22 protein-coding genes and 1 pseudogene are annotated in these 23,330 nt (G+C 70.5%); 16 read left to right on the top strand and 7 right to left on the bottom strand.

The annotated features are described in order from the left end of the window. Window positions 1–198 precede the first annotated feature (198 nt). From AO398_RS05830 to AO398_RS05810, 5 genes are read left to right on the top strand one after another with little or no spacing between them, the layout of a single operon-like run. Entirely contained in the window at window positions 199–1,743 is a 1,545-nt protein-coding gene (locus AO398_RS05830; protein ID WP_058191139.1) for an acetolactate synthase large subunit, read from the top strand. Further along, window positions 1,740–4,097 (top strand): penicillin acylase family protein, encoded by a 2,358-nt coding sequence (locus AO398_RS05825; protein ID WP_058191084.1) that lies wholly within the window; start codon window positions 1,740–1,742, stop codon window positions 4,095–4,097. Before AO398_RS05830 ends, AO398_RS05825 begins: the two co-directional genes overlap by 4 nt. 34 nt (window positions 4,098–4,131) lie before the next feature. Next, window positions 4,132–5,613 carry a M81 family metallopeptidase gene (locus tag AO398_RS05820; protein ID WP_058191083.1) on the top strand — a complete coding sequence of 494 codons (1,482 nt, stop codon included), beginning with the start codon at window positions 4,132–4,134 and terminating at the stop codon, window positions 5,611–5,613. Then, window positions 5,610–6,752, top strand: coding sequence for a M20/M25/M40 family metallo-hydrolase (locus tag AO398_RS05815; protein ID WP_058191082.1), 1,143 nt, complete (start codon window positions 5,610–5,612; stop codon window positions 6,750–6,752). The genes AO398_RS05820 and AO398_RS05815 overlap by 4 nt, the downstream gene beginning before the upstream one ends. Window positions 6,753–6,763: 11 nt before the next feature. Further along, window positions 6,764–7,669, top strand: coding sequence for an NmrA family NAD(P)-binding protein (locus tag AO398_RS05810; protein ID WP_058191081.1), 906 nt, complete (start codon window positions 6,764–6,766; stop codon window positions 7,667–7,669). A gap of 2 nt (window positions 7,670–7,671) precedes the next feature. Here the strand turns inward: AO398_RS05810 and AO398_RS28965 are convergent, their stop codons facing one another. After that, window positions 7,672–7,836: a hypothetical protein gene (locus AO398_RS28965; protein WP_201025716.1), complete on the bottom strand. Its 165-nt coding sequence runs from the start codon at window positions 7,834–7,836 to the stop codon at window positions 7,672–7,674. Window positions 7,837–7,912: 76 nt separating this feature from the next. Beyond that, window positions 7,913–9,307, bottom strand: coding sequence for an amidase family protein (locus tag AO398_RS05805; protein ID WP_058191080.1), 1,395 nt, complete (start codon window positions 9,305–9,307; stop codon window positions 7,913–7,915). 319 nt (window positions 9,308–9,626) lie between these two features. On the opposite strand from AO398_RS05805, the gene AO398_RS28960 reads away from it, so the two are divergent. Further along, window positions 9,627–9,788, top strand: coding sequence for a hypothetical protein (locus AO398_RS28960; RefSeq protein ID WP_201025715.1), 162 nt, complete (start codon window positions 9,627–9,629; stop codon window positions 9,786–9,788). Window positions 9,789–9,860: 72 nt separating this feature from the next. Here the strand turns inward: AO398_RS28960 and AO398_RS05800 are convergent, their stop codons facing one another. Further along, window positions 9,861–10,769 (bottom strand): metallophosphoesterase, encoded by a 909-nt coding sequence (locus AO398_RS05800; protein ID WP_058191079.1) that lies wholly within the window; start codon window positions 10,767–10,769, stop codon window positions 9,861–9,863. A 65-nt stretch (window positions 10,770–10,834) separates the two neighbouring features. Next, window positions 10,835–11,326 (bottom strand): annotated as a pseudogene (locus AO398_RS05795) (VIT1/CCC1 transporter family protein); the annotation flags it as partial. A 287-nt stretch (window positions 11,327–11,613) separates the two neighbouring features. On the opposite strand from AO398_RS05795, the gene AO398_RS05790 reads away from it, so the two are divergent. Genes AO398_RS05790 through lpxK form a run of 3 tightly spaced genes read left to right on the top strand, consistent with a single transcriptional unit; the run spans window position 11,614 to window position 14,725 of the window. After that, window positions 11,614–12,399 carry a lysophospholipid acyltransferase family protein gene (locus AO398_RS05790; protein ID WP_058191077.1) on the top strand — a complete coding sequence of 262 codons (786 nt, stop codon included), beginning with the start codon at window positions 11,614–11,616 and terminating at the stop codon, window positions 12,397–12,399. Then, window positions 12,396–13,727, top strand: a complete 1,332-nt coding sequence (locus AO398_RS05785) for a 3-deoxy-D-manno-octulosonic acid transferase (protein WP_058191076.1) — start codon at window positions 12,396–12,398, stop codon at window positions 13,725–13,727. Before AO398_RS05790 ends, AO398_RS05785 begins: the two co-directional genes overlap by 4 nt. Further along, window positions 13,727–14,725, top strand: coding sequence for a tetraacyldisaccharide 4'-kinase (gene lpxK / locus AO398_RS05780; protein WP_058191075.1), 999 nt, complete (start codon window positions 13,727–13,729; stop codon window positions 14,723–14,725). The genes AO398_RS05785 and lpxK overlap by 1 nt, the downstream gene beginning before the upstream one ends. Here lpxK and AO398_RS05775 read toward each other — a convergent pair. After that, a complete protein-coding gene (locus AO398_RS05775) occupies window positions 14,703–14,921 on the bottom strand; it encodes a DUF2093 domain-containing protein (RefSeq protein ID WP_058191074.1) in 219 nt (72 codons plus the stop codon). The two genes, lpxK and AO398_RS05775, sit on opposite strands and share 23 nt — an antisense overlap. Before the next feature lie 52 nt (window positions 14,922–14,973). Next, complete coding sequence (locus AO398_RS05770) at window positions 14,974–15,960, bottom strand: bifunctional riboflavin kinase/FAD synthetase (RefSeq protein WP_058191073.1); 987 nt, start codon at window positions 15,958–15,960, stop codon at window positions 14,974–14,976. A 292-nt stretch (window positions 15,961–16,252) separates the two neighbouring features. On the opposite strand from AO398_RS05770, the gene AO398_RS05765 reads away from it, so the two are divergent. The 6 genes from AO398_RS05765 (at window position 16,253) to AO398_RS05740 (ending at window position 20,295) form a co-directional block, all read left to right on the top strand. Beyond that, window positions 16,253–16,636, top strand: coding sequence for a response regulator (locus AO398_RS05765; protein ID WP_007560016.1), 384 nt, complete (start codon window positions 16,253–16,255; stop codon window positions 16,634–16,636). 110 nt (window positions 16,637–16,746) lie between these two features. Continuing rightward, entirely contained in the window at window positions 16,747–17,280 is a 534-nt protein-coding gene (locus AO398_RS05760; protein WP_058191072.1) for a protein phosphatase CheZ, read from the top strand. A gap of 109 nt (window positions 17,281–17,389) precedes the next feature. After that, on the top strand, window positions 17,390–18,184 hold the full coding sequence (locus tag AO398_RS05755; protein WP_058191071.1) for a creatininase family protein: 795 nt from the start codon (window positions 17,390–17,392) through the stop codon (window positions 18,182–18,184). 70 nt (window positions 18,185–18,254) lie between these two features. Beyond that, window positions 18,255–18,971, top strand: coding sequence for a DUF1223 domain-containing protein (locus AO398_RS05750; protein ID WP_058191070.1), 717 nt, complete (start codon window positions 18,255–18,257; stop codon window positions 18,969–18,971). Further along, window positions 18,968–19,639 carry a sigma-70 family RNA polymerase sigma factor gene (locus tag AO398_RS05745; protein ID WP_243960613.1) on the top strand — a complete coding sequence of 224 codons (672 nt, stop codon included), beginning with the start codon at window positions 18,968–18,970 and terminating at the stop codon, window positions 19,637–19,639. Before AO398_RS05750 ends, AO398_RS05745 begins: the two co-directional genes overlap by 4 nt. After that, window positions 19,639–20,295 carry an NrsF family protein gene (locus AO398_RS05740; RefSeq protein ID WP_058191069.1) on the top strand — a complete coding sequence of 219 codons (657 nt, stop codon included), beginning with the start codon at window positions 19,639–19,641 and terminating at the stop codon, window positions 20,293–20,295. Before AO398_RS05745 ends, AO398_RS05740 begins: the two co-directional genes overlap by 1 nt. A gap of 3 nt (window positions 20,296–20,298) precedes the next feature. On the opposite strand, the gene AO398_RS05735 is transcribed toward AO398_RS05740, so the two are convergent. Continuing rightward, entirely contained in the window at window positions 20,299–20,790 is a 492-nt protein-coding gene (locus tag AO398_RS05735) for a YcgN family cysteine cluster protein (protein WP_058191068.1), read from the bottom strand. A gap of 239 nt (window positions 20,791–21,029) precedes the next feature. Here AO398_RS05735 and AO398_RS05730 point away from each other — a divergent pair, with 239 nt between their 5' ends. Then, a complete protein-coding gene (locus tag AO398_RS05730) occupies window positions 21,030–23,330 on the top strand; it encodes a PBP1A family penicillin-binding protein (protein WP_058191067.1) in 2,301 nt (766 codons plus the stop codon).

Below are 23,330 nucleotides of genomic sequence, written 5' to 3'. Positions count from 1 at the left end.
TCGTCGAGGTTGCGGGATGCCAACGGCAAAACTCGCGCCAGATCGTGCGATAGCCCAGGCGCTCGATGACCGGGCCGCGGCGCGTTTCGGCCCTTGCGCTCGTCACGGGCTGCGCCACGATAATAAAGAATGCGATTCGCCGGCCGTCTGGGCCGGATCGAGAGGGAGCCGCCCGTGACCGATGGGACGCCAACCACGATGAACGGGGCCGAGAGCCTCGTCCGGACCCCGGTCGACGGCGGGGTCGAGGTCTGCTTCACCAATCCCGGCACGTCCGAGATGCATTTCGTGGCCGCCCTCGACCGGGTCGAGGGGATGCGCTGCGTGCTGTTCCTGTTCGAGGGCGGGGCGACCGGCGCGGCGGACGGCTATGCCCGCATGGCCGACAAGCCGGCCTCGACCCTGCTGCATCTCGGGCCGGGCCTCGCCAACGGGCTGGCCAACCTGCACAACGCCAAGAAGGCGCGCACGCCCGTCGTCAACATCGTCGGCGAGCACGCCACCTACCACCGGGAGTACAACGCGCCGCTGACCTCGGACATCGAGGGGCTGGCTCGCCCGATGTCGTCGTGGGTGCATACCGGCCTGAGCGCCGCCGAGATCGGTGCCGACGGCGCCGCCGCCATCGCGGCCGCCCGCACCGCGCCGGGGCAGGTCGCGACCCTGATCCTGCCGGCCAACACCGCCTGGGACCCGGGCACGGGCATCGCCCCGGTGCCGCCGATCCCCGAGCGGGCGCGAGCCGCGGATTCGGCCATCGCGGCCGCCGTGGCGGCGCTCGCCAGCGGCGAGCCGGTGCTGCTCCATCTCGGCGACCGGGCGGTGCAGGGCGAGGGCCGGGTGATCGCCGACCGGATCGCCCGCAAGACCGGCGCGACGCTGATGGCCATGACCTCCAACGCCCGGATCGACCGGGGCGCCGGCACGGTGCCGATCGAGCGCCTGCCCTACCCGATCGACCAGGCGATCGAGGCCCTGAAGGGCTTCCGCCACATCATCCTGATCGGCGCGACCCAGCCGGTCGGCTTCTTCGCCTATCCCGGCAAGCCCAGCCTGCTCGCCCCCGAAGGCTGCGCGACCCTCACCCTCGCCACCCCCGAGGAGGATCAGATCGACGCGCTGGAGCGGCTCGCGGAGGCGGTCGCCGCGCCGCCGGCCGAGCCAATCGCCGTGAAGCCGCGGCCGAGCCTGCTCCGCTCGGGCGCGCTGGACCAGGATGCGATCGGTCAGGTGCTCGGGGCGCTGATCCCGGAGGGCGCGGTGATCTGCGACGAGTCGATCACCACCGGCCGCAACTTCTTCGCCCTGACCCGGGATGCGGCGCCGCATGCCTGGCTGCAGCTCAGCGGCGGCTCGATCGGCCTCGGCATCCCGATGGCCACCGGGGCGGCCATCGCCTGCCCGGGCCGCAAGGTGATCAACCTCCAGGCCGACGGCAGCGGGCTCTACACCGCCCAGGCCCTCTGGACCCAGGCCCGCGAGCGCCTCGACGTGGTGACGCTCATTTGGTCGAACCGGTCCTACGCGATCCTGCGGGCCGAACTCGCCAATGTCGGCGCGCACAATCCCGGCCCGAAGGCGCTCGGCATGCTGAGCCTCGACAACCCGGCGGTGGATTGGGTCAGCCTCGCCCGCGGCTTCGGAGTGGAGGGCCGGCGGGTCGAGACGCTGGAGGACTTCATCGCGGCGTTCCGGCACGGGCTGGATACGCCCGGCCCACACCTCATCGAAGTCGCCCTGTGAGCGGAGCCGCCTACGCGCTGCCCGGGCTCGAAGGCCCGGCTGAGATCCGAATCGATCGCTGGGGCCTGGCGCATATCCGGGCCGCGACGCCGCTGGACGCCTTCCGGGTCCAGGGCTTCAACGCCGCCCGGGATCGGCTCTGGCAGCTCGACCTGTGGCGCAAGCGCGGCCTCGGCCTGCTGGCGGCGGATTTCGGGCCGGGCTACCTCGCCCAGGACCGGGCCGCGCGGTTGTTCCTGTATCGCGGCGACATGGCCGCCGAATGGGCCGCCTACGGGCCGCAGGATACGCAAGCGATCGTCACCGCCTTCGTCGACGGGATCAATGCCTTCGTCGAGCTGACCGAGACGCGGCCGGACTTGCGCCCGCCGGAATTCAGCTTGACGGACACGCGCCCAGCCCGGTGGTTGCCCGAGGACGTGGTCCGGATCCGCAGCCACGGACTGGTGCGCAACGTCCTATCCGAGGTTGCCCGCGCCCGGGTGCTGGCCCGGGCCGAGACCCGCGAGGCCGGGTTTTTGACAGACGACCTGCGCAAGCGCATCAGCCCACCGCACGATCCGTCGGTCCCGGACGGCCTCGACGCCGCGAATTGGCCCGATGATCTCCTGGACGATTTCCGGCTCGCCATCGCCCCGGTCGGGTTCACCCCCGAGCGGATGGCGGCCCGGCGCGACGAGGCCTGGGACTGGACCAAGGTCGACGCCCACGGCGCGGTCACGCGGGGGCCGCGCGCCGCCCCGACGGAACCGGTCGAGGGCTCGAACAACTGGGTGGTGGGACCCTCCCGTACCGAGACCGGCCGTCCGATCCTGGCGAGCGACCCGCACCGGATCTATCTGCAGCCGTCGCTGCGCTACGCGGTCCACCTCACCGCCCCGGGCCTCGACGTGATCGGCGCAGGCGAGCCGGCCCTGCCGGGCATCTCCATCGGCCATAACGGCCACGCCGCCTTCAGCCTGACCATCGCGCCGATGGATCAGGAGGATCTTTTCGTGTGCGAGACCGATCCCGGGGATCCGGATCGGTATCGCTACGAAGGCGACTGGGCGCCGATCGAGCGCGTCACTGAAACCATCCCGGTGCGCGGCGGGCCGGACGAGACCGTGATGCTCGGCTTCACCCGGCACGGCCCGGTGATCCGCGAGACGGGCGGGCGGGCTTTCGCGCTGCGCACCGTCTGGTCCGAGCCGGGCGCTGCCGCGTATCTCGGCAGCCTCGCCTATCTCGGCGCCACGAGCCCGGAGGCGTTCGGACAGGCTCTGCGCCACTGGTCGGCCCCCTCGGTCAACCAGCTCTACGCCGACGTGACCGGCCGGATCGCGTGGTTCATGGCCGGCAAGGCGCCCGTGCGGCCGGTTCATGACGGGCTTCTGCCGGTGCCGGGCGACGGCCGCTACGACTGGGCCGGGTTCCACGATCCCGGCGCCCTGCCCCACCGCATCGACCCGCCGGAGGGCTACCTCGCCACCGCCAACGAGATGAATTTGCCCGCGGACTTTCCCGCTGAGACCCGCAAGGTCGGTTTCGAATGGGCCGAACCCTGGCGCGCGCGGCGCATCCAGGTGGTGCTCGACGGCCAGAGCCGACACAGCCTGGCCGATTCCCGGGCGCTTCAGGGCGACGACATCTCCGAGCCGGCCCTGCGTCTCGCCGGGCTCGTACGGGCGCTGCCGGCGGTGACGGATCCGGATCTCGATGCGGCCATCGCCCTGCTGGCCCCGTTCGACGGGGCGCTGCACGAGAACTCGGCCGCCGCTGCCCTGATCGAAGTCTTCTGGGTCCGCCACCTGCGCCCGGCCCTGCTCGAGGCCCTGGTGCCGGACGCCCGGACCCGGCGCCTGCTGCCGCCCGGCGATACCCAGAGCCTGATCGAGCGGCTGGCGGACGTCGTTGATCCGGCCACCCGCGACGGCCTCCTTGCGGAGACTTTGGGTGCTGCGTTCCGGGAGTGCCGCACGCGGATGGGGCCGGATACCGGAGCTTGGTCCTGGGGCCGGCTGCACCACGCCCGGTTCGCCCATCCGCTCTCGGCCCTGAGGCCGGATTCGGGCTGGGATGTCGGCCCATTGGCCGTCGGGGGCGCCGCGGCATCGGTCATGCACGCGGAGTATCGGACCGACACGTTCCAGCTGACCCACGGCGCCTCGTTCCGCATGGTCGTGGATGTGGGCGACTGGGACCGATCGGTCTTCATCAACGTGCCGGGCCAGTCGGGGGACCCGGGCAGCCCGCATTACGCCGACCTGGCCCCCGTCTGGGGCCGCCGGGACCATGTGCCGATGCTCTACGGTCGCGCCGCCGTGGAGACGGCCACCGAGACGATCATCACGCTGAGCCCGGCCTCCGCCTGACCGGTGGCCGGCCGAAGACGAGGACCAAAAGACCTTGCAGATCTTCATCGCCGGACTGGCCACCGAGACCAACACCTTCGCGCCGCTGCCGACGGGCCGTGCCGCGTTCCTGGCCGATTATGCCCGCCGCGACGGCAGCCAGAACCCGCCCCGCCTCAGCAACATCGCCCTCAAGGCCTGGCGCGAGCAGGCCGAGACGGACGGGCACAATGTCGTCGAGAGCCTCTCGACCTTCGCGCAGCCGGGCGGGATCACTCTGCGCGCCGTCTACGAGGAGTTGCGCGACGCCCTGCTCGACGATCTCCGGGCGGCCATGCCGGTCGACGCCGTCCTGCTGTTCATGCACGGCGCCATGGTCGCCGAAGGCACCGACGATTGCGAAGGCGACACCCTGGAGCGGGTTCGCGCTATCGTCGGACCGGACGCGACGATCGGCGTCGAGCTCGACCTGCATTGCCACCTCACCGAGGCGATGCGGCAGAGCGCCGACGTCATCGTGATCTACAAGGAATACCCCCACACCGACATCGTCGACCGTGCCCGCGACCTCTACCCGCTGGTGATGCGCACGGTCGCCAAGGACATCCGGCCCGTGATGGCCTATGCCGATTGCCGAATGATCAACATGTGGCGCACCACCCGCGAGCCGGTCGCCGGCTTCGTGCGCCGGATGGAGGCGCTGGAGGGCCGGGATGGGATCCTGTCGGTCTCCTTCGGGCATGGCTTCCCCTGGGGCGACGTGCCGGATGTCGGCGCGAAGATGCTGGTCGTCGCCGACGGCGATGCCGTCAAGGCACAGGCGGTGGCGGACGACTTGGCCCGGGAGGTCTGGGCGATGCGCGAGGAAGCGGCGAGCCGCTGCGACAGCATCGATGCCGCCATCGACGCCGCGCTCGCCTCCGACCACCCCCGCCCGATGGTGCTGGCCGATTTCGCCGACAATGCCGGCGCCGGCGCGCCCTCCGACAACACCGCGATCCTGGCGCGCCTGGCCGAACGCGGCATCACGGATGTGGCGCTCGGGCTGATCTGGGATCCCGGCGCGGTCGGGATCTGCCACGAGGCCGGGCTCGGCGCGACCTTCGTGCTGCGCATCGGCGGGAAGTGCGGCGTCACCTCGGGCGATCCGGTGGATCTGCGCATCACCGTGCGCGGCCTCTCCGAGGATCACAGCCAGGGCGGCCCCTGCAGCGGCCGGGCCCGACTTGGCCCCGCCGCCTGGGTCGAGGCCGACGGGATCCACGTGATCCTCACCCATATCCGCCAGCAGGCCTTCGCGCCCGACGCCTTCACGGGGCTGGGGCTGACGCTCGACGACAAGCGGATCGTCGTGGTGAAGTCGATGCAGCATTTCTACGCCGCCTTCGCGCCGATCGCGAGCGAGGTCCGCTACGTCGCGGCGCCGGGCGCGGTCCCGCCCGATTACGGCGCGATCCCCTACACCAAGCGCTCGGGCCGCTACTGGCCCAAGGTCGCCGATCCCTTCGCCAATTCCTCCGCCGAGAGCGCCCGATGATCCCGGACCTGCCGTTCGACGCGGAGTCCATCCTGGCGACCTTGCGCCCCTGGGTGGAATGCGAGAGTCCGACTCACGATGCCGCCGCGGTCAACCGGATGATGGGTCTGGCCGCTCGCGACCTCGCGGTCGCCGGGGCTGCGGTCGAGACCATCCCGGGGCGGATGGGTCTCAGCGATTGCGTGCGCGCCCGCTTCCCCCATCGGCACCGTGATACACCCGGCATCCTGGTGCTCGGGCATCTCGACACCGTCCATCCGGTCGGAACCCTGGCGAGCCTACCCTGGCGGATCGAGGGAAACCGCGCCTACGGGCCGGGCATCCTCGACATGAAGGGCGGCAACGTCATCGCGCTCGCGGCGATGCGCGCTCTGGTCGCCTCCGGCATTGAGACGCCGCTACCGGTGACGTTCCTGTTCACCGGCGACGAGGAGGTCGGCAGTCCCGCGACCCGGGATCTGATCGAGGCCGAGGCCGCCCGCCACGCCTTCGTGCTGGTGCCCGAGCCCGGCCAGTCCGACAACGGCGTCGTCACGGGCCGGTACGCCATCGCGCGCTTCGACTTGGAAGCTGTGGGCCGCCCGAGTCATGCCGGCGCCTCGCCCCATGAGGGCCGCTCGGCGATCCGTGCCATGGCGCGCATGATCCTGGCGATCGACGGCATGTCGGACGCGGACTGCACCTTCTCCACCGGTATCGTCTCGGGTGGGCAATGGGTCAATTGCGTTCCGACCCTGTGCCGCGGCCAAGCCCTGAGCATGGCCAAGCGGCAGGCCGATCTCGACCGCGGCGTCGAGCGGATGCTGGCCCTCTCGGGCGATCAGGACGGCGTCCGCTTTTCGGTGGCGCGGGGCGTCACCCGGCCGGTCTGGGAGCCCGATGCCGGCTGCCTGGCCCTCTACGACCAGGCGCGGACCCTGAGCGAGGCGCTCGGTCAGCCCCTGCCCCATCGCAGCGCCGGCGGCGGCTCGGACGGCAACTTCACCGGCGCCAACGGCATCCCCACCCTCGACGGCCTCGGGCCGCTGGGCCAGGGCTTCCACACCCTCGACGAGCACGTGCTGATCGCGACGCTGTCCCAGCGGGCGCGGCTGTTCGCGGCGTTGCTCGCCACGCTCGGCACCGCGGGCCGATCGTGAGCCCGGACCCCGTGACGGTCGCGGTCGCCGGTGCCACCGGCGATCTCGGCCTGCGGATCGTGCGCGCGCTCCGACGCGAGGGCGCGGCGGTCACCGCCCTCGTCCGGCCCGGGACCGATCAGGCCCGGATCGCGCCGCTCACCGCGCTGGGTGCGCTGGTGGTCGAAGCCGGCCCCGGCCGTCCCGGAAGCTGGCAATCCACCTGCGCGGGCGCCGCTTGCGTGGTTTCGGCCTTCAACGGCTTGAGCGCGACGGTGATCGACGCGCAGACCGCCCTGCTGGAAGGCGCCGTCCGGGCTGGCGTACCGCGCTTCATCCCGTCAGACTTCTCCATCGACTACGCCAAGACCGCGCCGGGCGGAAATCGCAACCTCGACCTGCGCCGGGCCTTTCAGGCGCGCCTCGACGCGGCGGAGATCCAGGCCACCTCGGTTCTCAACGGTGCCTTCATGGAGTTGCTGGACGGACAGGCCCCGCTGATCCTCCACCGCCCGCACCGGGTGCTCCATTGGGGCAGCGCCGACCAGATCCTCGACTTCACCACCAAGGACGATACCGCAGCCTTCACGGCCCGGGCCGCCCTGGATGCCGCTACGCCGCGCTGGCTGCGCATCGCAGGCGACAGCTTGAGCGCTCGCGACTTGGCCGAGGCGGCGAGCGCGGCTCGGGGCACGCGCTATCGAACGCTGCGTGCCGGCGGGCTAGGCTCTCTGGGGATGATGATCCGCGTAGCTCGTACCCTCGCGCCGGGGCGCGGGGCGGTGTTTCCGGCCTGGCAGGGCATGCAATACCTGCGCGACATGTTCGAGGGCCGTGCCCGGCTCACGCCCCTCGACAATGACCGCTACCCGGACCTGCGCTGGACGACGGCTCGGATGTTCCTGTCGACGGCCGCCGGCCCACGCAGTCAGGCGTAAGGTCAGGCGCGGCCCCAGCCAAGGAACGCAACCGCGAGGGCGCCGACCATCCCCCCGATCGTGCCGCCGCCGAAAAATCCGGCCAGGGCCAGCAGCGGCCCCGAGGGCGCGGCCAGCGCGCAGACCAGGGAGCTACCGATGCACCCTGCAGTGGCGATCACGGACATCGGAGGCCTCACACAACTATCGGTTGTATAAGCGCGGCCGTTGCAATCCTGTTCCCTGGCGACAGGCGGGTGTGGGTCAGACTGGATCAATCGGCATCTCCGGCACGCCGGAGGCCTCGATGACCGCGCCCGCCGCGAGGCACAGATCCTCCCGGTATCGGGCCGCGACGATCTGCACGCCCACGGGGGTGCGTCCGACGAGGCCGGTGGTGACGGTGAGAGCAGGGACGCCGAGCGGCGCCAGACCCACCTGCAGCAGATTCGCCTCGAAGGCGCGCTCGATCCCGGCTTCGCCGGTGCGGTCGAGCCCGTCCGGGAACGGCAGCTCAGCCGAGACCGGCACCAGCAGCACCGGATACTCGGCGAGGAACAGTGACCATTCTCGCGCCAACGTGTTCCGCCGGACGAGCGCCTTGGCGATGGCGTCGGGGCCCATCGCTTCTGCCCGCCCGCGGAAATAGCCGAGCAGGTCGATGGCCGCCGCGTCGCCCTCGCGCTCGGCGGCAGCCCGGGCTGCACCGTAGCCGTCCCCCAGCCAGAGCTGCAATTGCAACGCGCTGGCCTCGCGGATCGGCGGGGTGTCGGCGATCTCCTCGACCGCCCAGCCGGCCGCGGTCAGCCGTCGCGCGGCCTCGCGCAACGCGATCTCGACGTCGGGCCCGACCGCGAGGCCGCCGGGGCGCACGCAGAGCGCTGCCCGGCGCGGCACGGCCGGACCTTCTAGCGGCGCCGGCACCCACCATGGGTCGCGCGGGTCGGCGGCCGCCATTGCGTGGAGGCCAAGGCGCAGATCCGCGATGCTGCGTGCCAGCGGGCCCGACACCGCCATGAGCTGCGGCCCGATCCCGCGCTCTGGCGACGAGGCGTTCCATGCTGGAATCCGGCCGAGGCTCGGGCGCAGTCCGTGCACGCCGCAGGCATAGGCCGGATAGCGCACCGAGCCGGCAATGTCGGTCCCGTGGGCGAGAGCCCCGATCCCGGCTGCGACCGCGGCGCCCGCGCCCGCCGACGAGCCCCCGGGGGTCAGCGCTGGATCGCGCGGGTTCTTGGTCTCCCCATGCAGCTGATTGGTGGTGAACCAGCGCAGCGAGAAGGCTGGCGTGTTGGTCCGCCCGAGCAGCACGGCGCCGGCCCGCCGGAGATTGGCCACGACGGGATTGTCGTCGGCAGCCGCGAGGTCGCGCTGGAGCCGCAGGCCGTTCGTGGTCGCGAAGCCGCGCTGGTCGACATTCACCTTGATCGTCACCGGCACGCCCGCCAAGGGGCCCAGCGCATCGCCACGAGCACGTGCGGCGTCGACCGCGTCGGCTTGCGCCAGCACTTCCTCCGGGCGGTGCTCGACCACCGCGTTGATCCGGCCGTTGACCGCATCGAGCCGTCCGAGGGCCGCCTGTGCCACCTCCCGGGCCGAGACTTCGCCGGTGCGAATCAACGCCGAGAGGTCGGTCGCGGTCAGACGCCAAAGCTGCATGAAAGATCCCTTCACAAAGATTCGCGGGGCCGAGATTCGCTCCGGATCCGAGCCGTGCGGGCGGGCGCCACGGTTCGAAGCGGCCTTATTCTTTATGCAAATGCCCGGCCGCTTTTTTGAGCACTTGGCGATTGCGAGCGGCGGCAACGGTTTGCCGCATTGCAGCAGACGGAACTAAGCATTTCGCCTTAGCCGGCCCTTGCCAGACATAGAGTGATTGATAACCTCTTCTCGTTCGGGCGTTCGACCGGCCAGATCAGCAAAAAGGATCGCTCTCCTCCGACGAAGACAGGCAACCTCCAGAACAAGGCAGGCTTCCATGGCAGAGATGATTCGCGTCAAGCCGACTCACGACGGCACCTACACTGTCTATCGCGGGACTCTCGCATTGATCAGCGGTCTGACCCGCCTCCAGGCCGAACGCTACGAAGCGAGCATCAGCCAGCAGCAACGGACTGAACTCGCCGCCGCGGCTCATTGAATCCCTCCAGAGGCTGGCCGACCCGAATGGGCCCAGCCGGCCTCGGGACCGACGATCGGAGACTCGCAGCCGTCAGTCGAGGTCGATCGGACCCAGGTCGCCGATGGCACCCGCCGCATCGCGGGCGCGCCGCCGCGCGCTGACCGCGTAGCCAGCGCCATTCCGGGTAATATCGTACAAGATGTAGGAGGCTCGGCGCGCTGCCAAGCCGCCATGTCCGTCAGGCCGCGCCGAGGCCGAGGGCGCGCCGACCACCGGGATGCCGCTTCCGTCCGGCCCTGGCACGCGGGCGCTGGTGGTGGTGTGATTGTGACCGTGCAGGATCAGGTCTGCGCCGGCCCGGGCGATCATCGCCGTGAAGGCAGCGGCATCCTTGGGTTCCCGCCCCGACGATGCGCCCCCGGGCTGAGGCGGGTGGTGGATCATCACCACCCGGAACGGCTTGCCCGGCTCGGTGGCGAGCGCCCGCAGCAGGGATTCTGCGGCGGCGAGCTGAGGCGGGCCGAGGCGCCCGGTCGCGACGAACGGCTTCGTCGGGATCGCGCTCGAGAGCCCGATCAGGGCCACGGGCCCCCGACGACGCAGATACGGGAAGCGGCCGGATGAGCCCGAATCGTCGCCCGTGTAGCCACCGCAGGCCGCCAGCAGGCCTTCCAGGGAGCCGCGCACATAGGCGTCGTGATTGCCCGGCACGAAGCTCACCGTCTCGGGCGAGCCCAAGGCCTCCAGGAAGGTCCGGGCGGTCTCCCACTCACTCGGCAGGCCGATGTTGCAGAGGTCGCCCGTGCAGGCGATGTGCGCAGCGCCCTGCTGCTTCAGGTCCGCGACCAGGGTTTCGAGCACAGTCATGTCGTGGCTGCGCGAGCGGCCGCGCCGCCAGTTGGCGTAGCCGGTGGCGCGCTTGCCGATGAGCTGGTGCAGGCGCACGCGACCCAATGGGCCGACATGGGGGTCGCTCAGATGGGCCAGGCGGAAGGTCAAGGCCGACAATCAACGCTCAAGAGGGGCACGGGACGCGCCCCGCATCGCGGTCGCGAGCCCGCGCGTCAAGCGCTGCCGATCAGCATGCCGGTCGCGAGCACCAGCGCGCCGCCGAGCATCACCTGGATCGCCGCGCGCCAGAACGGCGTCGCCATGAAGCGGGTGCGGATCGCCGCGATCGCGATCAGCTCGACGATCACCACCAGGACGGCGAGGCTGGTGGCCAGGACGAACGGATCCGGCCAGCCCGCCGGGAGCCGGTCGGGGATCGCGTAGGGCAGCGTATGTCCGAGGCCGCCCAGCGTCGTCATCACCCCGCAGACCAGTCCGCGCATCCACGGGTCGCCCCGGCCGGTGATGCTGCCGTCGTCGGACAGGGCCTCCGTGAAGCCCATGCTGATGCCTGCCCCCACGGACGCCGCGAGCCCGACCAGGAAGGTCGCGCCGTTATGGCCCGTGGCGAAGGCCGCCGCGAAGATCGGCGCCAGGGTCGAGACCGATCCATCGATCAGGCCGGCCAGCCCGGGCTGCACATAGCGCAAGGCGAAGACGCGCCGGGCCTCGGCGGCGGCGTCGACCACGGTCTCGAGGGCGGCTGCCATCGGTAACACTCCTGTTTAGACGAATTCCAAACTATGATTTAGAACTGATCTAAACAAGGCAAGTTTTAAATTTCGTCGGATCACGGTCAAGCTCGGCCGGATCGGGGGCTCGACGACGGTTCGATCCCGATGCCCGGCGGCGCGCGAGTTGCGTCGGCTCAGGCTGGGGGACTAGACCATCGGCGGACGAAATCACGCCCGGTCGATTCGGGCTGTGCCGGTCCGGCTGCCACAAGCGTCACATGAATCTCGGCAAGCGTATCCTTCGCCATCCCGTCGTTCAGCGCCTCCTCGGGCGCGTGGCGGCCGGGTATCTGCGCCTCGTGCGGGCTACGAACCGCTTCGAGGTGCAGGCCGGCGCGGGCGGGTCGGGTGCGGCGGATCGGTGGATCGACGCACAGGTGCCCCTCATCGCCGGCATGTGGCACGGCCAGCACATCATGATGCCGTTCATGCGCCGGCCGAGCGACCGGGTCGCGACGATCATCTCGAAGAACCCGGACGGCAACATCAACACCATCGCGCTGGAGCATCTCGGCGTGCGCGTGATCCGGGCCTCCGGCGCCCGCGGTCGGGATCGGGCGACAGATCTGCGCGCCAAGGGTGGTGCGGAGGGTTTGCGGGCGATGCTGCGGGCCTTGAAAGCGGGCGAGTCGGTCGCTTTCAGCGCGGACGTTCCGAAGGTCTCGCGCCGCTGCGATGCCGGAATCCTGACGCTGGCGCGGTTCTCCGGCCGTCCGATCGTCCCGGCCGCCGTGGTCACGAGTCGCCACCTGCGCTTCAAATCCTGGGATCGGGCCTGTCTCGGCCTGCCCTTCGGCCGGGGCGCGGTGGTGCTGGGCGAGCCGATCTACGTCGCGCGTGATTGCGCCGGCGACGAGTTCGAGGGGCTCCGACGCCACCTCGAAGCGGAGATGAATCGGGTGCATGCGCGCGCCTATGCGCTGGTCGGGCGCCCCGACCGTGCGGCTCTCTATCGCGTTGGGTCCCCGGCTGTAGCGGCCGCCCCGGTGGGAGACACCGCGTGAAGCGACCGTCCGTGACCCTGCCATTGCTGGCCTATCGGGCCGGCCTGCGGGTCGGCGAGCCCGCTCTGGCCGGGCTCCTCGCCTGGCGTGCGCATCACGGCAAGGAGGACCCGCTGCGGCTGCTTGAGCGGCGTGGCCTGCCTGGTCGGGCCCGCCCGGTCGGCCCCCTGGTCTGGATGCACGGCGCGAGTGTCGGCGAGGTCCTGTCGCTGATCGGGCTCGTGGAAGGCATGATCGCCCGCGGCTTCTCGGTGCTGGTGACCACCGGGACACGCTCGGCTGCCGAGCTGATCGGCTCTCGCCTGCCGCCTGGCGCCGTGCATCAATACGTGCCGCTCGACGCGCCACGCTGGGTGGCCCGCTTCCTCGCCCATTGGCAGCCGAACCTCGCCATCGTAGCGGAGTCAGAGATCTGGCCGAACACGATCCTGGAACTGGACGCCCGCGAGATCCCGCTGATCCTGGTCAACGGTCGCATGTCGGAGCGGTCGTTCCAGGGCTGGGAGCGCTGCCCGCGCACCGCCAGGGCGCTGCTGTCGCGGATCGCGATCTGCCTCGCGCAGACCCAGGACGATGGCGCACGCTATGCCAAGCTCGGAGCCCCCCGGGTGAGCGTCGCCGGCAACCTGAAATTCGACGCCCAGGTGCCACCGGTCGATCGACAGCAGCTCGCCTATCTGGGCGATCTGATCGCCGACCGCCCCGTCTGGATCGCGGCGAGCACGCATGAGGGCGAGGACAGCATCGTCGCCTACACCCACGCGGTGCTGAAGGCACAGTTTCCGAGGCTCCTGACGATCCTCGCGCCCCGGCATCCGAGTCGCGGCGCGGAGGCGGAGGAAAGCGCGGCCTCCTACGGCCTGCGCAGCGCCAGGCGCTCCAGCGGCGGACGTCCCCATCCGTCCGTCGAGGTCTACGTCGCCGATACGATCGGCGAGATGGGCCTGTTCTACCGGCTCGCCCCGCTGGCCTTTCTCGGCGGCTCGCTGGTCCCGCATGGCGGCCAGAACCCGATCGAGCCGGTGCGCCTCGATACGGCGATCCTGCACGGGCCGCACACCGCGAATTTCGACGTCGTCTATCGCGCCCTGGACCAAGCCGGCGCCGCTCTTCCGGTCCGGGACGGAGTCGAGCTGGCCACCCTGGTCGGCGAACTCTTGGGTGACCCGGCGCGTCTCGACCGCATGGTGCAGGCCGGACCTGGGGCGCTACGGCCGTTCGAGGGCGCGGTCGGGCGCACGCTTGCGGTGCTCGAACCGTTCGTGGCGCAGATGAAGCTCCAGCGGCTCGACCGGGGCGACCTCGCACGACCGCTTGTGCGGGCCTGATGCGGCCACCACGCTTCTGGGCGGCAGGCGCCGATCACTCGGTCGCACGTGCCCTGGGGCCGCTCGGCGCGGTCTACAGCGCGCTCACCGCGCGGCGCATGGATCGGCCCGGCCTACGGGCGGGCTGCCCGGTCCTGTGCCTGGGGAACTTCACCCTTGGAGGGGCCGGCAAGACGCCCGCCGCGATCGCGGTCGCCGCCCTGCTGGTCGAACTCGGCCGCTGCCCGGCTTTTCTGTCCCGCGGCTATGGCGGGCGCCTGGCTGGGCCGATCCGGGTTGACCCGAACCACCACGGGGCCGCGGATGTCGGCGACGAGCCGCTGCTCCTCGCCCGTCACGCGCCGACGATCGTGTCGCGGGACCGGCCAGCCGGGGCGGCCCAGTGCCGGGCGCTCGGCGCCGACGTGATCGTCATGGATGACGGGTTGCAAAACCCGACGCTTACCAAGGATCTCGCCTGGGCAGTGGTGGATGGCGGAGCCGGCATCGGCAACGGGCGACCGTTCCCGGCTGGTCCCTTGCGGGCGCCGCTCAGACGGCAATGGCCCCATGTCGCCGGCCTGATCCTGGTGGGCGACGGGGCCCCCGGTGCGTCGGTCGCGGAGAGCGCGGAGAGGCGCGGACTGCCAGTCCACCGGGCCCGGCTTGTCCCGGACACGATCGAACTGGCCGGCCGGCGCTTCCTCGCCTTCGCGGGAATCGGCCGCCCGGAAAAGTTCTTCGCCACGCTGCGCGAAACCGCAGCCGTGATCGTGGCTGAACGGCCCTTCGCCGACCATCACCCCTATGGTGAAACGGAACTGGCGGCCCTGGTCGCCGAGGCGGACCGGCTCGGTGCGGAACTCGTGACGACCGAAAAGGACGCTGTGCGGCTGCCCGCCGCCGTCGCGGCCCGGGTCAGCGTGCTGCGTGTGCGCCTGGTGCCGAACGATCCGCAGGCCCTTTGCCGGCAGATCCGACAGGCCCTGTCGGACTCTACGGCCGCCCGGTTTCCTTGAGCCGCGTCAGGATCGCCTCGGGCGACACATAGGCTTCCTGCCGCGCGGCGCTCCAGTAGCGCAACCCGTCGAGCGGGATTTGCTCGCCGGTTACCGCACAGCGGACGAAGCTGCCCGGTTTGACCACGCGCATGGTGCCGTCCCCATATTGGACGACCGCCTCGCCGTTCTGTCCACGCTCATAGCGACCCAGCACGTTTGCCTCCTGATCGATCCCGCATTCTACACGATCCGCGGCGTTCGCAGAATCAGTCGAGCATCGAGGGCGTTTGATCGGCGGCCAGCAGGGCCCGCGCCGCGTCGGAATCGACGTGCATGCGCGCGATCAATGCCTCGGCGCTGGCGAACCGCTCCTCGCCGCGGATGTGGCCGACGCATTCCACGGCGATCTCCCGCCCGTAGAGGTCGCCGAAAAAATCGAACAGGTAGACTTCGAGAAGCGGCGCTCCGTCGTCGAAGGTTGGACGGCGGCCGTAGCTCGCGACGCCGTTCCGGACCTCACCGGGTCCGAGGCGCACGCGCACCGCGTAGATGCCGTGCGCCAGTCCGCAATCGGGCAGCATCACGTTGGCGGTGGGAAAGCCGAGCTGGCGGCCACGCTTGTCGCCATGGCGGACTTGGCCGAGCACGAACCAGCGATAGCCGAGCAGCGCATTGGCTCGGGCGACGTCGCCGGCCGCCAGGGCCGCCCGGATCGCGCTCGACGAGACCGGCTCCGTCTCGCCCGCCAGGGCGACCGGCTCCACGATCCGGCATCCCATGCCGGCCTCCTGGCAGAGTTCGGCCAGGATCGCGGGTGTGCCCTCCCGGCCACGGCCGAAATGGAAATCGTGGCCGACCACCACGCCGGACAAGCCGAGCGACCCTTTCAAGAAGTCGAGCACGAAGGCGCGGGCGCCGGTGGCGGCCAGGGCGCCGTCGAAGCGTCGCACGATCAGCCCGTCGAGGCCGAGATGCGCGAACACGATCTCCTTCGCGGCCAATGCGGTGAGGCGGAACATCGGCGCATCCGGCGCGAAATAGGCGCGCGGATGCGGCTCGAAGGTCAGTACCGCGGCCGGCCGGCCGGCCTCGCGTGCCGCCGCGCGCACGTTCTCCACCAGCACCCGATGGCCGCGATGGACGCCGTCGAAATTGCCGATCGCTGCGACCGCCCCGGCAAGGGGCGGCGGTACCGGCGCGTCCACGCCGCAAATCGTGAAGGGCCGCATGGCCGGTTCGTCGCCTGGGGCCATCGATTCGGGATCGGAGACTCGGAAAGGGCCGGATGGGAGCGCCTGCGCTGTCCGCGGCAGGCCCGACGGAGCCGGACCCTGCCGAAACGCGCCCGGAGGGTCAAGCGAGCGAGCCGGTCCGCGACATCGCAGGGGGCGGCGGCGAATGCCACACCTGCAGATTAACGGCTTCGCAATGCGCCTGCCCTATTTTAAATGCTGAGCAGCGCAGCTATTTTGCAGCGTTAGTGAAGCGTTCATCTTTTCGGGAGCCGCCTCGGCCTCCCGCCGGGCAATACGGAGCAGTTGGTCTATGGCTCTCGATCTGAGCATGCCGATCCTCGTTGTCGACGATTACCAGACGATGGTTCGAATCATTCGGAATCTATTGAAGCAGCTCGGCTTCGAAGAGGTTGATGACGCTTCGGATGGTACGGCAGCACTGGCGCGCCTCAAGGACCGCAAGTACGGTCTGGTCATCTCGGACTGGAACATGGAGCCGATGACGGGCTACGAGCTGCTCCGGCACGTGCGCGCCGACGAAAATCTTCGGACGACGCCCTTCATCATGGTGACGGCCGAGTCGAAGACTGAAAACGTCATCGCTGCGAAGAAGGCTGGCGTGAACAACTATATCGTCAAGCCGTTCAATGCGGCGACGCTCAAATCCAAGATCGAGGCCGTCTGCGGGAACTGATGATTTCCGTGGCACGTCCAATGCGCCCTCCGGCCAAGCCCCCCGCACGCCGGAAGGCGCCCAAGAGCGATGCCGCCGGTATCGCTGGTCGCCGATCCCAGGAGGAGAGCATGTCGTCAGCCGCCGCGCGACAGCCCGAGATGCGGTTCCGCGAACCGCACGCCGTGATCTCCGAGTTGATCGAGATCGCGGATTACATCGCTCATCTGCGCGAGGAGATCGGCGCACTCCGGGCGAACGAGATGAGTCGCGACCGGATTCCCATGGCTCATGAGGAACTCGGCAGCGTCGTCGCCGCCACGGCGGGAGCGACGAACACGATCATGGAAGCCGCGGAGGCGATGCTCAGCCTCCCCGACGGTCCGGGCTACCGGGACGCGGTCGAGGAGCGGATCAACACGATCTTCGAGGCCTGCGCCTTCCAGGACATCACCGGCCAGCGCATCGCCAAGGTCGTGGAGGCCCTGCGGCTGTTCGAGCAGCGGCTCGCCCGCTTCGTCGGCGCCGTGAAGGCCCGGGATGCCGCCTCCACGGATCCGGTCGAGATGGCCCGCCGCGCCCGTGCCGATGACCTGCTCCTCAATGGCCCTCAGGCCGTCGAGGAAACCCCGTCCCAGAACGACATCGACGCCCTCTTCGCCTGAGAGCCCTGTATCGCCCGGCCGTCGACGGCGGCCGGGCGGGCGGTGTAGATCGCCCTCGGCGACCGCCCGCCCTGCGGCGGTCGCTTCGGATGAGGGGCGGGCTCGAAGCATGGTGGCACGGCTCTGGTCTGATCTGACCACGGACGACCTGGCACGGCGCGACATGCGGCGTACGGTGGCGGTGCTGCCGGTGGCTGCCATCGAGCAGCACGGCCCGCACCTCCCGCTCGGCACCGATGCGATCATCGCCGAGGGGTATCTCGCCCGTGTCCGCGCCTTGGTGCCGGACGACCTCGACGTACTGTTGCTGCCGATTCAGGTTGTCGGCAAATCCGACGAGCATGATGCCTTTCCCGGCACGCTCTCCCTCGACACCGGGACGGCCCTGGCCGCCTGGGCCGGGATCGGTGCCGCAATCCACAGGACGGGTTGCCGCAAGCTGGTGATCGTCACGAGCCACGGCGGCAACAGTGCCCTCATCGATCTCGTGGCTGGCGACCTGCGCGCCCAGTTCGGCTTGGTCGCGGTGACGACCGCCTGGGCCCGGTTCGGATACCCGGACGGCCTCTTCCCTCCGGAGGAGATTGCGCACGGCATCCATGCCGGCGGCGTCGAGACCGCGCTGATGCTGGCCCTGCGGCCGGATCTGGTGCGGGCCGACCAGATCGCGAATTTCCCGCCGCGCAGCCTCACGATGGCCCGGGATTACACCCATCTGCGTGCCGGCCGCCCAGCCGCCTTCGCCTGGAAGGCCGGTGACCTGCATCCCTCCGGGGCGATGGGGGATGCCCGGCTGGGATCCGCGGAGGCCGGGCTCACGGCACTCAATCACGGCGCCGCCGCCTTCGTGGCGCTGCTGCGGGACGTGGACCGTTTCGAGCTCGACAAATCCGATCCGGCGTAACCGGCCCGCGCGTCCGGCCGAAAGATCGGTCACGCGCAGGCATCCTTCGCCAGCGCCGGGAGGCCCGGCCATGAAAATCGTCGCGTTGATCTCAGCAGCCCTGATGCTGGCCCCCATCCGCCCGGCCGCGGCGCTGGAGCGCCCCGTCGTCGTCGAGCTGTTCACCTCACAGAGCTGCTCGTCCTGCCCGCCCGCGGAGGCATTGATCGGCCGGCTCGCCAAAGAAAGCGCGGACGTGCTGCCGCTGGCGTTCCACGTGACCTACTGGAACCATCTCGACTGGCGCGACCCCTATTCCCTCCCGGCCGCCACCGCCCGCCAGAACACTTACGCGGCTCAATTCGGTGGCCCGAGTTACACGCCGCAGGCGGTGATCGACGGGCAGGCAGGTCTGGTCGGTTCCGACGAGACAGGCCTGCGGGCGGCGATCGCGCAGGCGCGGCGCGTCGGGCCGTCTGTCCGGGTGAGCCTGGCCCGCGAGGGCGCTCGCCTGGCCGCCCGGGTCGGGTCCGGGAGCGGGGCCGGCCGGGTCCTGCTGATCGGCTTCGACCCGAGCCATACCAGCCGGGTCCTGCGCGGCGAGAATGCCGGCCGCACCATCGAGCAGGCCAACGTGGTCCGGTCGATCCAGGATCTCGGTCCCTGGTCCGGCGCAGCCACCACCTTCGAGGCCGCCGCGCCGGCGGGCGAGACCGCCGCCCTCCTCTTGCAGGCCGAGGACGGCCGTATTTTGGGTGCGGCCCGGCTAGGCGAGCGCCTCGCCTCGGCCGAGGGGAGCCCGCGATGATGCTGGCTATGCCGGGCGGCGTCGCCGGGCGCGGATGGGCGCTGGCGCCGGACTCCCGCCCCGCGCTAGACTCAGCCCAGGCCGGGGAACGGATCGGCGGCGGAGCCCGGATGGCGCTCGAAGGAGAATTGGCCGCTCTGATGGCGGCCGCACAGGACGGCGACGCGGTGGCGTACCGCGCCCTTCTGAAGGCGTGCCTGCCGGTCGTGTCCGCGATCGCCCGCGCGCAGGGTGTGCGCGGCGAGGCGGTGGATGATGTCGTTCAGGATACGCTGATGACCGTGCATCGCGCGCGCGCCAGCTACGATCCGGCGCGGCCGTTCCTGCCATGGCTGCGGGCCATCACCCAACGCCGGGCCATCGACCGCCTGCGCCGGTCCGGCCGCCGGCCCCGGGAGGTCCACGATCCCCTCGCCTACGAGGCCGAGGCCGATCCCGGTCCCGAGCCCGGCCAGGGGTTGGAGGCGCGCGACCGGGCTGCCGCGCTTGCGCGTGCCGTCGCATCTTTGCCGGACGGGCAGCGGCAGGCGGTCGAGCATCTCGGCCTGCGAGAGTTGTCGCTGGACGAGACGTCGGCCCTCACCGGGCGCAGCAAGGGCGCGCTCAAGGTCAATCTGCACCGGGCCTTGAAGGCCCTGCGCGCCAACCTGATGCAGGAGCGGCGCTGATGGCCGATCTGGCCCGCTACGAGCGGCTCGTCGAGGATCTCGCCGGCGGCCTGGAGCCGGTTCGGCCACTGCCCTCCCCGGCCCTGCGCGCGGCGCTTTGGCTCGGGGTGGCCGTGCTCATCGGCCTGGTCCTGGCGAGTCGGATCGACACCGCCGGCTTCATGCTGCGTATGCGCGTGCCGGATCTCGCCTGCGCAGCGCTCGGAGCGGTGCTGACGGCGGTGGCGGCCGCCTTCGCCGCCTTCGCTACCAGCGTGCCTGGCCGTACCAAGGCCTGGGCCCTGCTGCCGCTGCCGCCGCTGGCCCTCTGGGTCGGGGCGAGCGGCTTCGGCTGCCTGCGCGACTGGATCGCCCCCGGCACAGGCCAGCCACACCCGCAAGAGGTCGCCGGCTGCTTCAGCTTCCTCGTCTGCGTCTCGGTGCCGCTGTCGGTGCTGATCGTCGTGATGCTGCGCCGGGCCTGTCCGCTGCGGCCGAACCTGACGGCCGCCCTGGGCGGGCTCGCTGCGGCGGCCGCTGCCGCCGCGCTGCTGATGCCGTTCCACCCGCACGACGCGACCGCGTCGGACCTGCTGATCCACGCCGTCGCGGTGGTCGGCGTAATCGGCCTCAACGGCCCCGCCGGCGCCCGGGTGCTCGGCCGCGGCATCGGTTAGTCTTCAGCGCGCGTCCGGATCCGCGCCTGGCCAGGCCACGATCCGGTCCGGCAGCTCGTCGTCGGAAAATTCCTCCTCGTTGCCGGCGAGCCGGCCGCGGATGGAGATGCCGGCCTCGTGCACGCTCGAAGCCCGGCCCGAGACCAGGGGATGCCACGAATGGAGCGGCTCGCCGTCGCGGACGAGGCGATAGGCGCAGGTCGGCGGCAGCCACGGGATCGTGCGCACAGCCTCCGGGGTCAGGCGGACGCAATCGGGCACGCGCTTCTGCCGATGGGTGTAGTCACGGCAGCGGCAGGACAGGCCGTCGAGAAGGGTGCAGCCGATATCGGTGTGGTGGACCTCGCCGGTCTCGTCGTCCTCGAGCTTGATCAGGCAGCACCGGCCGCACCCGTCGCAGAGGCTCTCCCACTCGGACGGCGTCATGGCTTCGAGGGTCTTGGTCCGCCAGAACGGCTCGGCGACCCCGCGGCGCAGCGCCTCGGGCTTGGACATCGGGGAATCTCACGATCGGGAAGAGCGTGTGGCGGCCAGACCCGGCGCCGCGGGGCAAGCGGGAGTCCCTGCGGCGAATCACGAGACTGCGCAGAGCCTCGCCGACCGTTGCAGATCCTGCTAAGGATGGACACGCCGCGCGGTGTCTCGGCCGCGGGATCCTTGCCCGCGGCGCGGGCGCTCGATCCTCCGCCGCCAAGATTCGCCGCAGAGGCGCTCGACAAGCCGGGTCCGACATCGTGCGCCTGCCGACGCTCACCGAGATCAAGATCCGCATTGAGCGCGCCGCCCTGGCGTTCGACGCCTGGGTCAATGCCGGCCTCTACGACAGCGGCCGCTCCACCGGGGCGGTCTACGAGCGTTTCCAGCGGGTGATGAGCCGGTTCGCCGTGCATGGCTGGAAGCGGATCGCCCTCGATCTGACCAGCGAGGCCGTGACCCTCGGGGCCGGCGGCGCGGTGCTGATGCTCGCCTTCGCGCAGCCGGCCTTCCAGCTCACCAGCGAGAATTGGCTGAAGCAGCAGGACCTCGCCGTCACGTTCCTGGACCGGTACGGCACCGAGGTCGGAAGGCGTGGCATCAAGCACGACGACTCGCTCAAGCTCGACGAGTTTCCGGACATCATGATCAAGGCACTGGTCTCCACCGAGGACCGGCGCTTCTATGAGCATTGGGGCATCGACCCGATCGGCACCCTGCGGGCGCTGGTCAACAACTCGCGCGGCGGCGGCGGCACGCAGGGCGGCTCCTCGATCACGCAGCAGCTCGCGAAAAATCTCTTTCTGACGAACGAGCGGTCGCTGGAGCGCAAGATCAACGAGGCGTTCCTGGCTCTGTGGCTGGAGAGCCACCTGACCAAGAACGAGATCCTGAAGCTCTATCTCGACCGGGCCTATATGGGCGGCGGCACCTTCGGCGCCGTGGCGGCGGCCGATTACTATTTCGGCAAGCCGCTCAAGGACATCAGCCTCGCGGAAGCCGCCATGCTGGCGGGCCTGTTCAAGGCGCCGACGAAATACGCGCCGCACGTCAACCTGCCCGCAGCCCGCGCCCGCGCGGCGGACGTGCTGCACAACATGGTCGAGGCCGGCTTCGTCACGGAGGGGCAGATCCAGACGGCCCTGCGCAATCCGGCGACCCCGGTGACCCGCACCCGCGACATCACCGCCGATTACTACCTCGATTGGGCCTTTGGCGAGATCAAGGGCATGGCCGATGCGGGCAAGCTCCGCAGCGACCGGGTGCTGACGGTGAAGACGCCCCTCGACCTCGCGATCCAGAAGCGGGCCGACGAGGTTGTCGCCGACATCCTGCGCAAGTCCGGCGACGCCTTCGACGTCGATGAGGCCGCCATGGTCATCCTCGATCCCGATGGCGCGCTGCGCGCCATGGTCGGCGGCGCCGATTACGGCGAGAGCCAGTTCAACCGCGCTACCGACGCGCTGCGTCAGCCGGGCTCGTCGTTCAAGCCCTACGTCTATTCCGCCGCCCTCCTCTCCGGCCTGTTCAAGCCCGAGACCGCGGTGGTCGACAGCCCGGTCTGCATCGGCAACTGGTGCCCGCAGAATTATGGCCGGTCCTATGCCGGCCGCGTTCCGATGTGGCTCGCCGTGGCGAAGTCGATCAACACGATCCCGATCAAGATCTCGATCGCGCTGGGCAAGGCCATGGGCATCAGCCACGAGGCCCGGGCGGCCAAGGCGGGCCGCGCGAAGATCACCGACTTGGCCCACAAGATGGGCATCACCTCGAACCTGATCGACACAGTCTCGATGCCGATCGGCTCCGACGAGGTGACGGTGATCGACCAGGCGGCCGGTTACGCGGTGTTCGCCAATGGCGGCTTCAAGGCCAAGCCCTACGCGGCCATGGAGGTGAAGAACTCGTCCGGCGAGGTGATCTACCGCCATGCCGACGAGGCGCCCGATCGGGTGCTGCCGCCCCAGGTCGTCGCCGATATGAACTTCATGCTCAACAAGGTCGTCGAGGAGGGCACCGGTAAGCGCGCCCAACTCGAGGGCGTCAAGGTGGCCGGCAAATCCGGCACCACCAACGCGTACCGGGACGCGTGGTTCGTCGGCTACACGGGCAATTACGTCGGCGCGGTCTGGTTCGGGAACGACGACCACACCTCGACCAACAAGCTGACCGGCGGCTCACTTCCGGCCCAGCTCTGGCACGACGTGATGGAGCCGGCTCACCAGGGTATTGAGATCAAGGGCCTGCCGGGCCTGAAGGACAGCCCGCGCGCCGCCCAGCAGCAGGCCGCAGGCGGCCCCACCGCCCCGATCGATCCCAATGCCAGCGCCTACGGCAAGCTCTCGCGCCGCTCCTTCGAGGTGATCGGCGGCCTCAACGGGCTGTTCCGCACCGTGGAGCGCGCCCCCGCAGGCGAGGCGCGGCCGGACGCCGGCAGCGTGGACAAGGCCACGCAGAAGACCGACCGGAAGCCGGGCGACCGGGCTGCAGCATCCCCGACCCAGCCGCGGGAGGTGGCCGAGGGCGCCCGGTCTGTCGGCGGCCGCATCGAGCTGCGGTGA

The organism is Methylobacterium sp. GXS13 (genome assembly GCF_001455965.1).
Lineage (GTDB): Bacteria > Pseudomonadota > Alphaproteobacteria > Rhizobiales > Beijerinckiaceae > Methylobacterium.
Note: the sequence above shows the minus strand (reverse complement) of the source record. Positions and strands in the feature narration are given on the sequence as shown.

Excerpts from the sequence above, each read along its gene's own strand:
- AO398_RS05805 (WP_058191080.1), bottom strand. The coding sequence starts at position 9,307 with ATGCAGCTTTGGCGTCTGACCGCGACCGACCTCTCGGCGTTGATTCGC.
- AO398_RS05790 (WP_058191077.1), top strand. The coding sequence starts at position 11,614 with ATGAATCTCGGCAAGCGTATCCTTCGCCATCCCGTCGTTCAGCGCCTC.
- AO398_RS05760 (WP_058191072.1), top strand. The coding sequence starts at position 16,747 with ATGTCGTCAGCCGCCGCGCGACAGCCCGAGATGCGGTTCCGCGAACCG.
- AO398_RS28960 (WP_201025715.1), top strand. The coding sequence starts at position 9,627 with ATGGCAGAGATGATTCGCGTCAAGCCGACTCACGACGGCACCTACACT.
- lpxK (WP_058191075.1), top strand. The coding sequence starts at position 13,727 with ATGCGGCCACCACGCTTCTGGGCGGCAGGCGCCGATCACTCGGTCGCA.
- AO398_RS05735 (WP_058191068.1), bottom strand. The coding sequence starts at position 20,790 with ATGTCCAAGCCCGAGGCGCTGCGCCGCGGGGTCGCCGAGCCGTTCTGG.
- AO398_RS05745 (WP_243960613.1), top strand. The coding sequence starts at position 18,968 with ATGATGCTGGCTATGCCGGGCGGCGTCGCCGGGCGCGGATGGGCGCTG.
- AO398_RS05755 (WP_058191071.1), top strand. The coding sequence starts at position 17,390 with ATGGTGGCACGGCTCTGGTCTGATCTGACCACGGACGACCTGGCACGG.
- AO398_RS05740 (WP_058191069.1), top strand. The coding sequence starts at position 19,639 with ATGGCCGATCTGGCCCGCTACGAGCGGCTCGTCGAGGATCTCGCCGGC.
- AO398_RS28965 (WP_201025716.1), bottom strand. The coding sequence starts at position 7,836 with ATGTCCGTGATCGCCACTGCAGGGTGCATCGGTAGCTCCCTGGTCTGC.
- AO398_RS05750 (WP_058191070.1), top strand. The coding sequence starts at position 18,255 with ATGAAAATCGTCGCGTTGATCTCAGCAGCCCTGATGCTGGCCCCCATC.
- AO398_RS05765 (WP_007560016.1), top strand. The coding sequence starts at position 16,253 with ATGGCTCTCGATCTGAGCATGCCGATCCTCGTTGTCGACGATTACCAG.
- AO398_RS05830 (WP_058191139.1), top strand. The coding sequence starts at position 199 with ATGAACGGGGCCGAGAGCCTCGTCCGGACCCCGGTCGACGGCGGGGTC.
- AO398_RS05815 (WP_058191082.1), top strand. The coding sequence starts at position 5,610 with ATGATCCCGGACCTGCCGTTCGACGCGGAGTCCATCCTGGCGACCTTG.
- AO398_RS05770 (WP_058191073.1), bottom strand. The coding sequence starts at position 15,960 with ATGGCCCCAGGCGACGAACCGGCCATGCGGCCCTTCACGATTTGCGGC.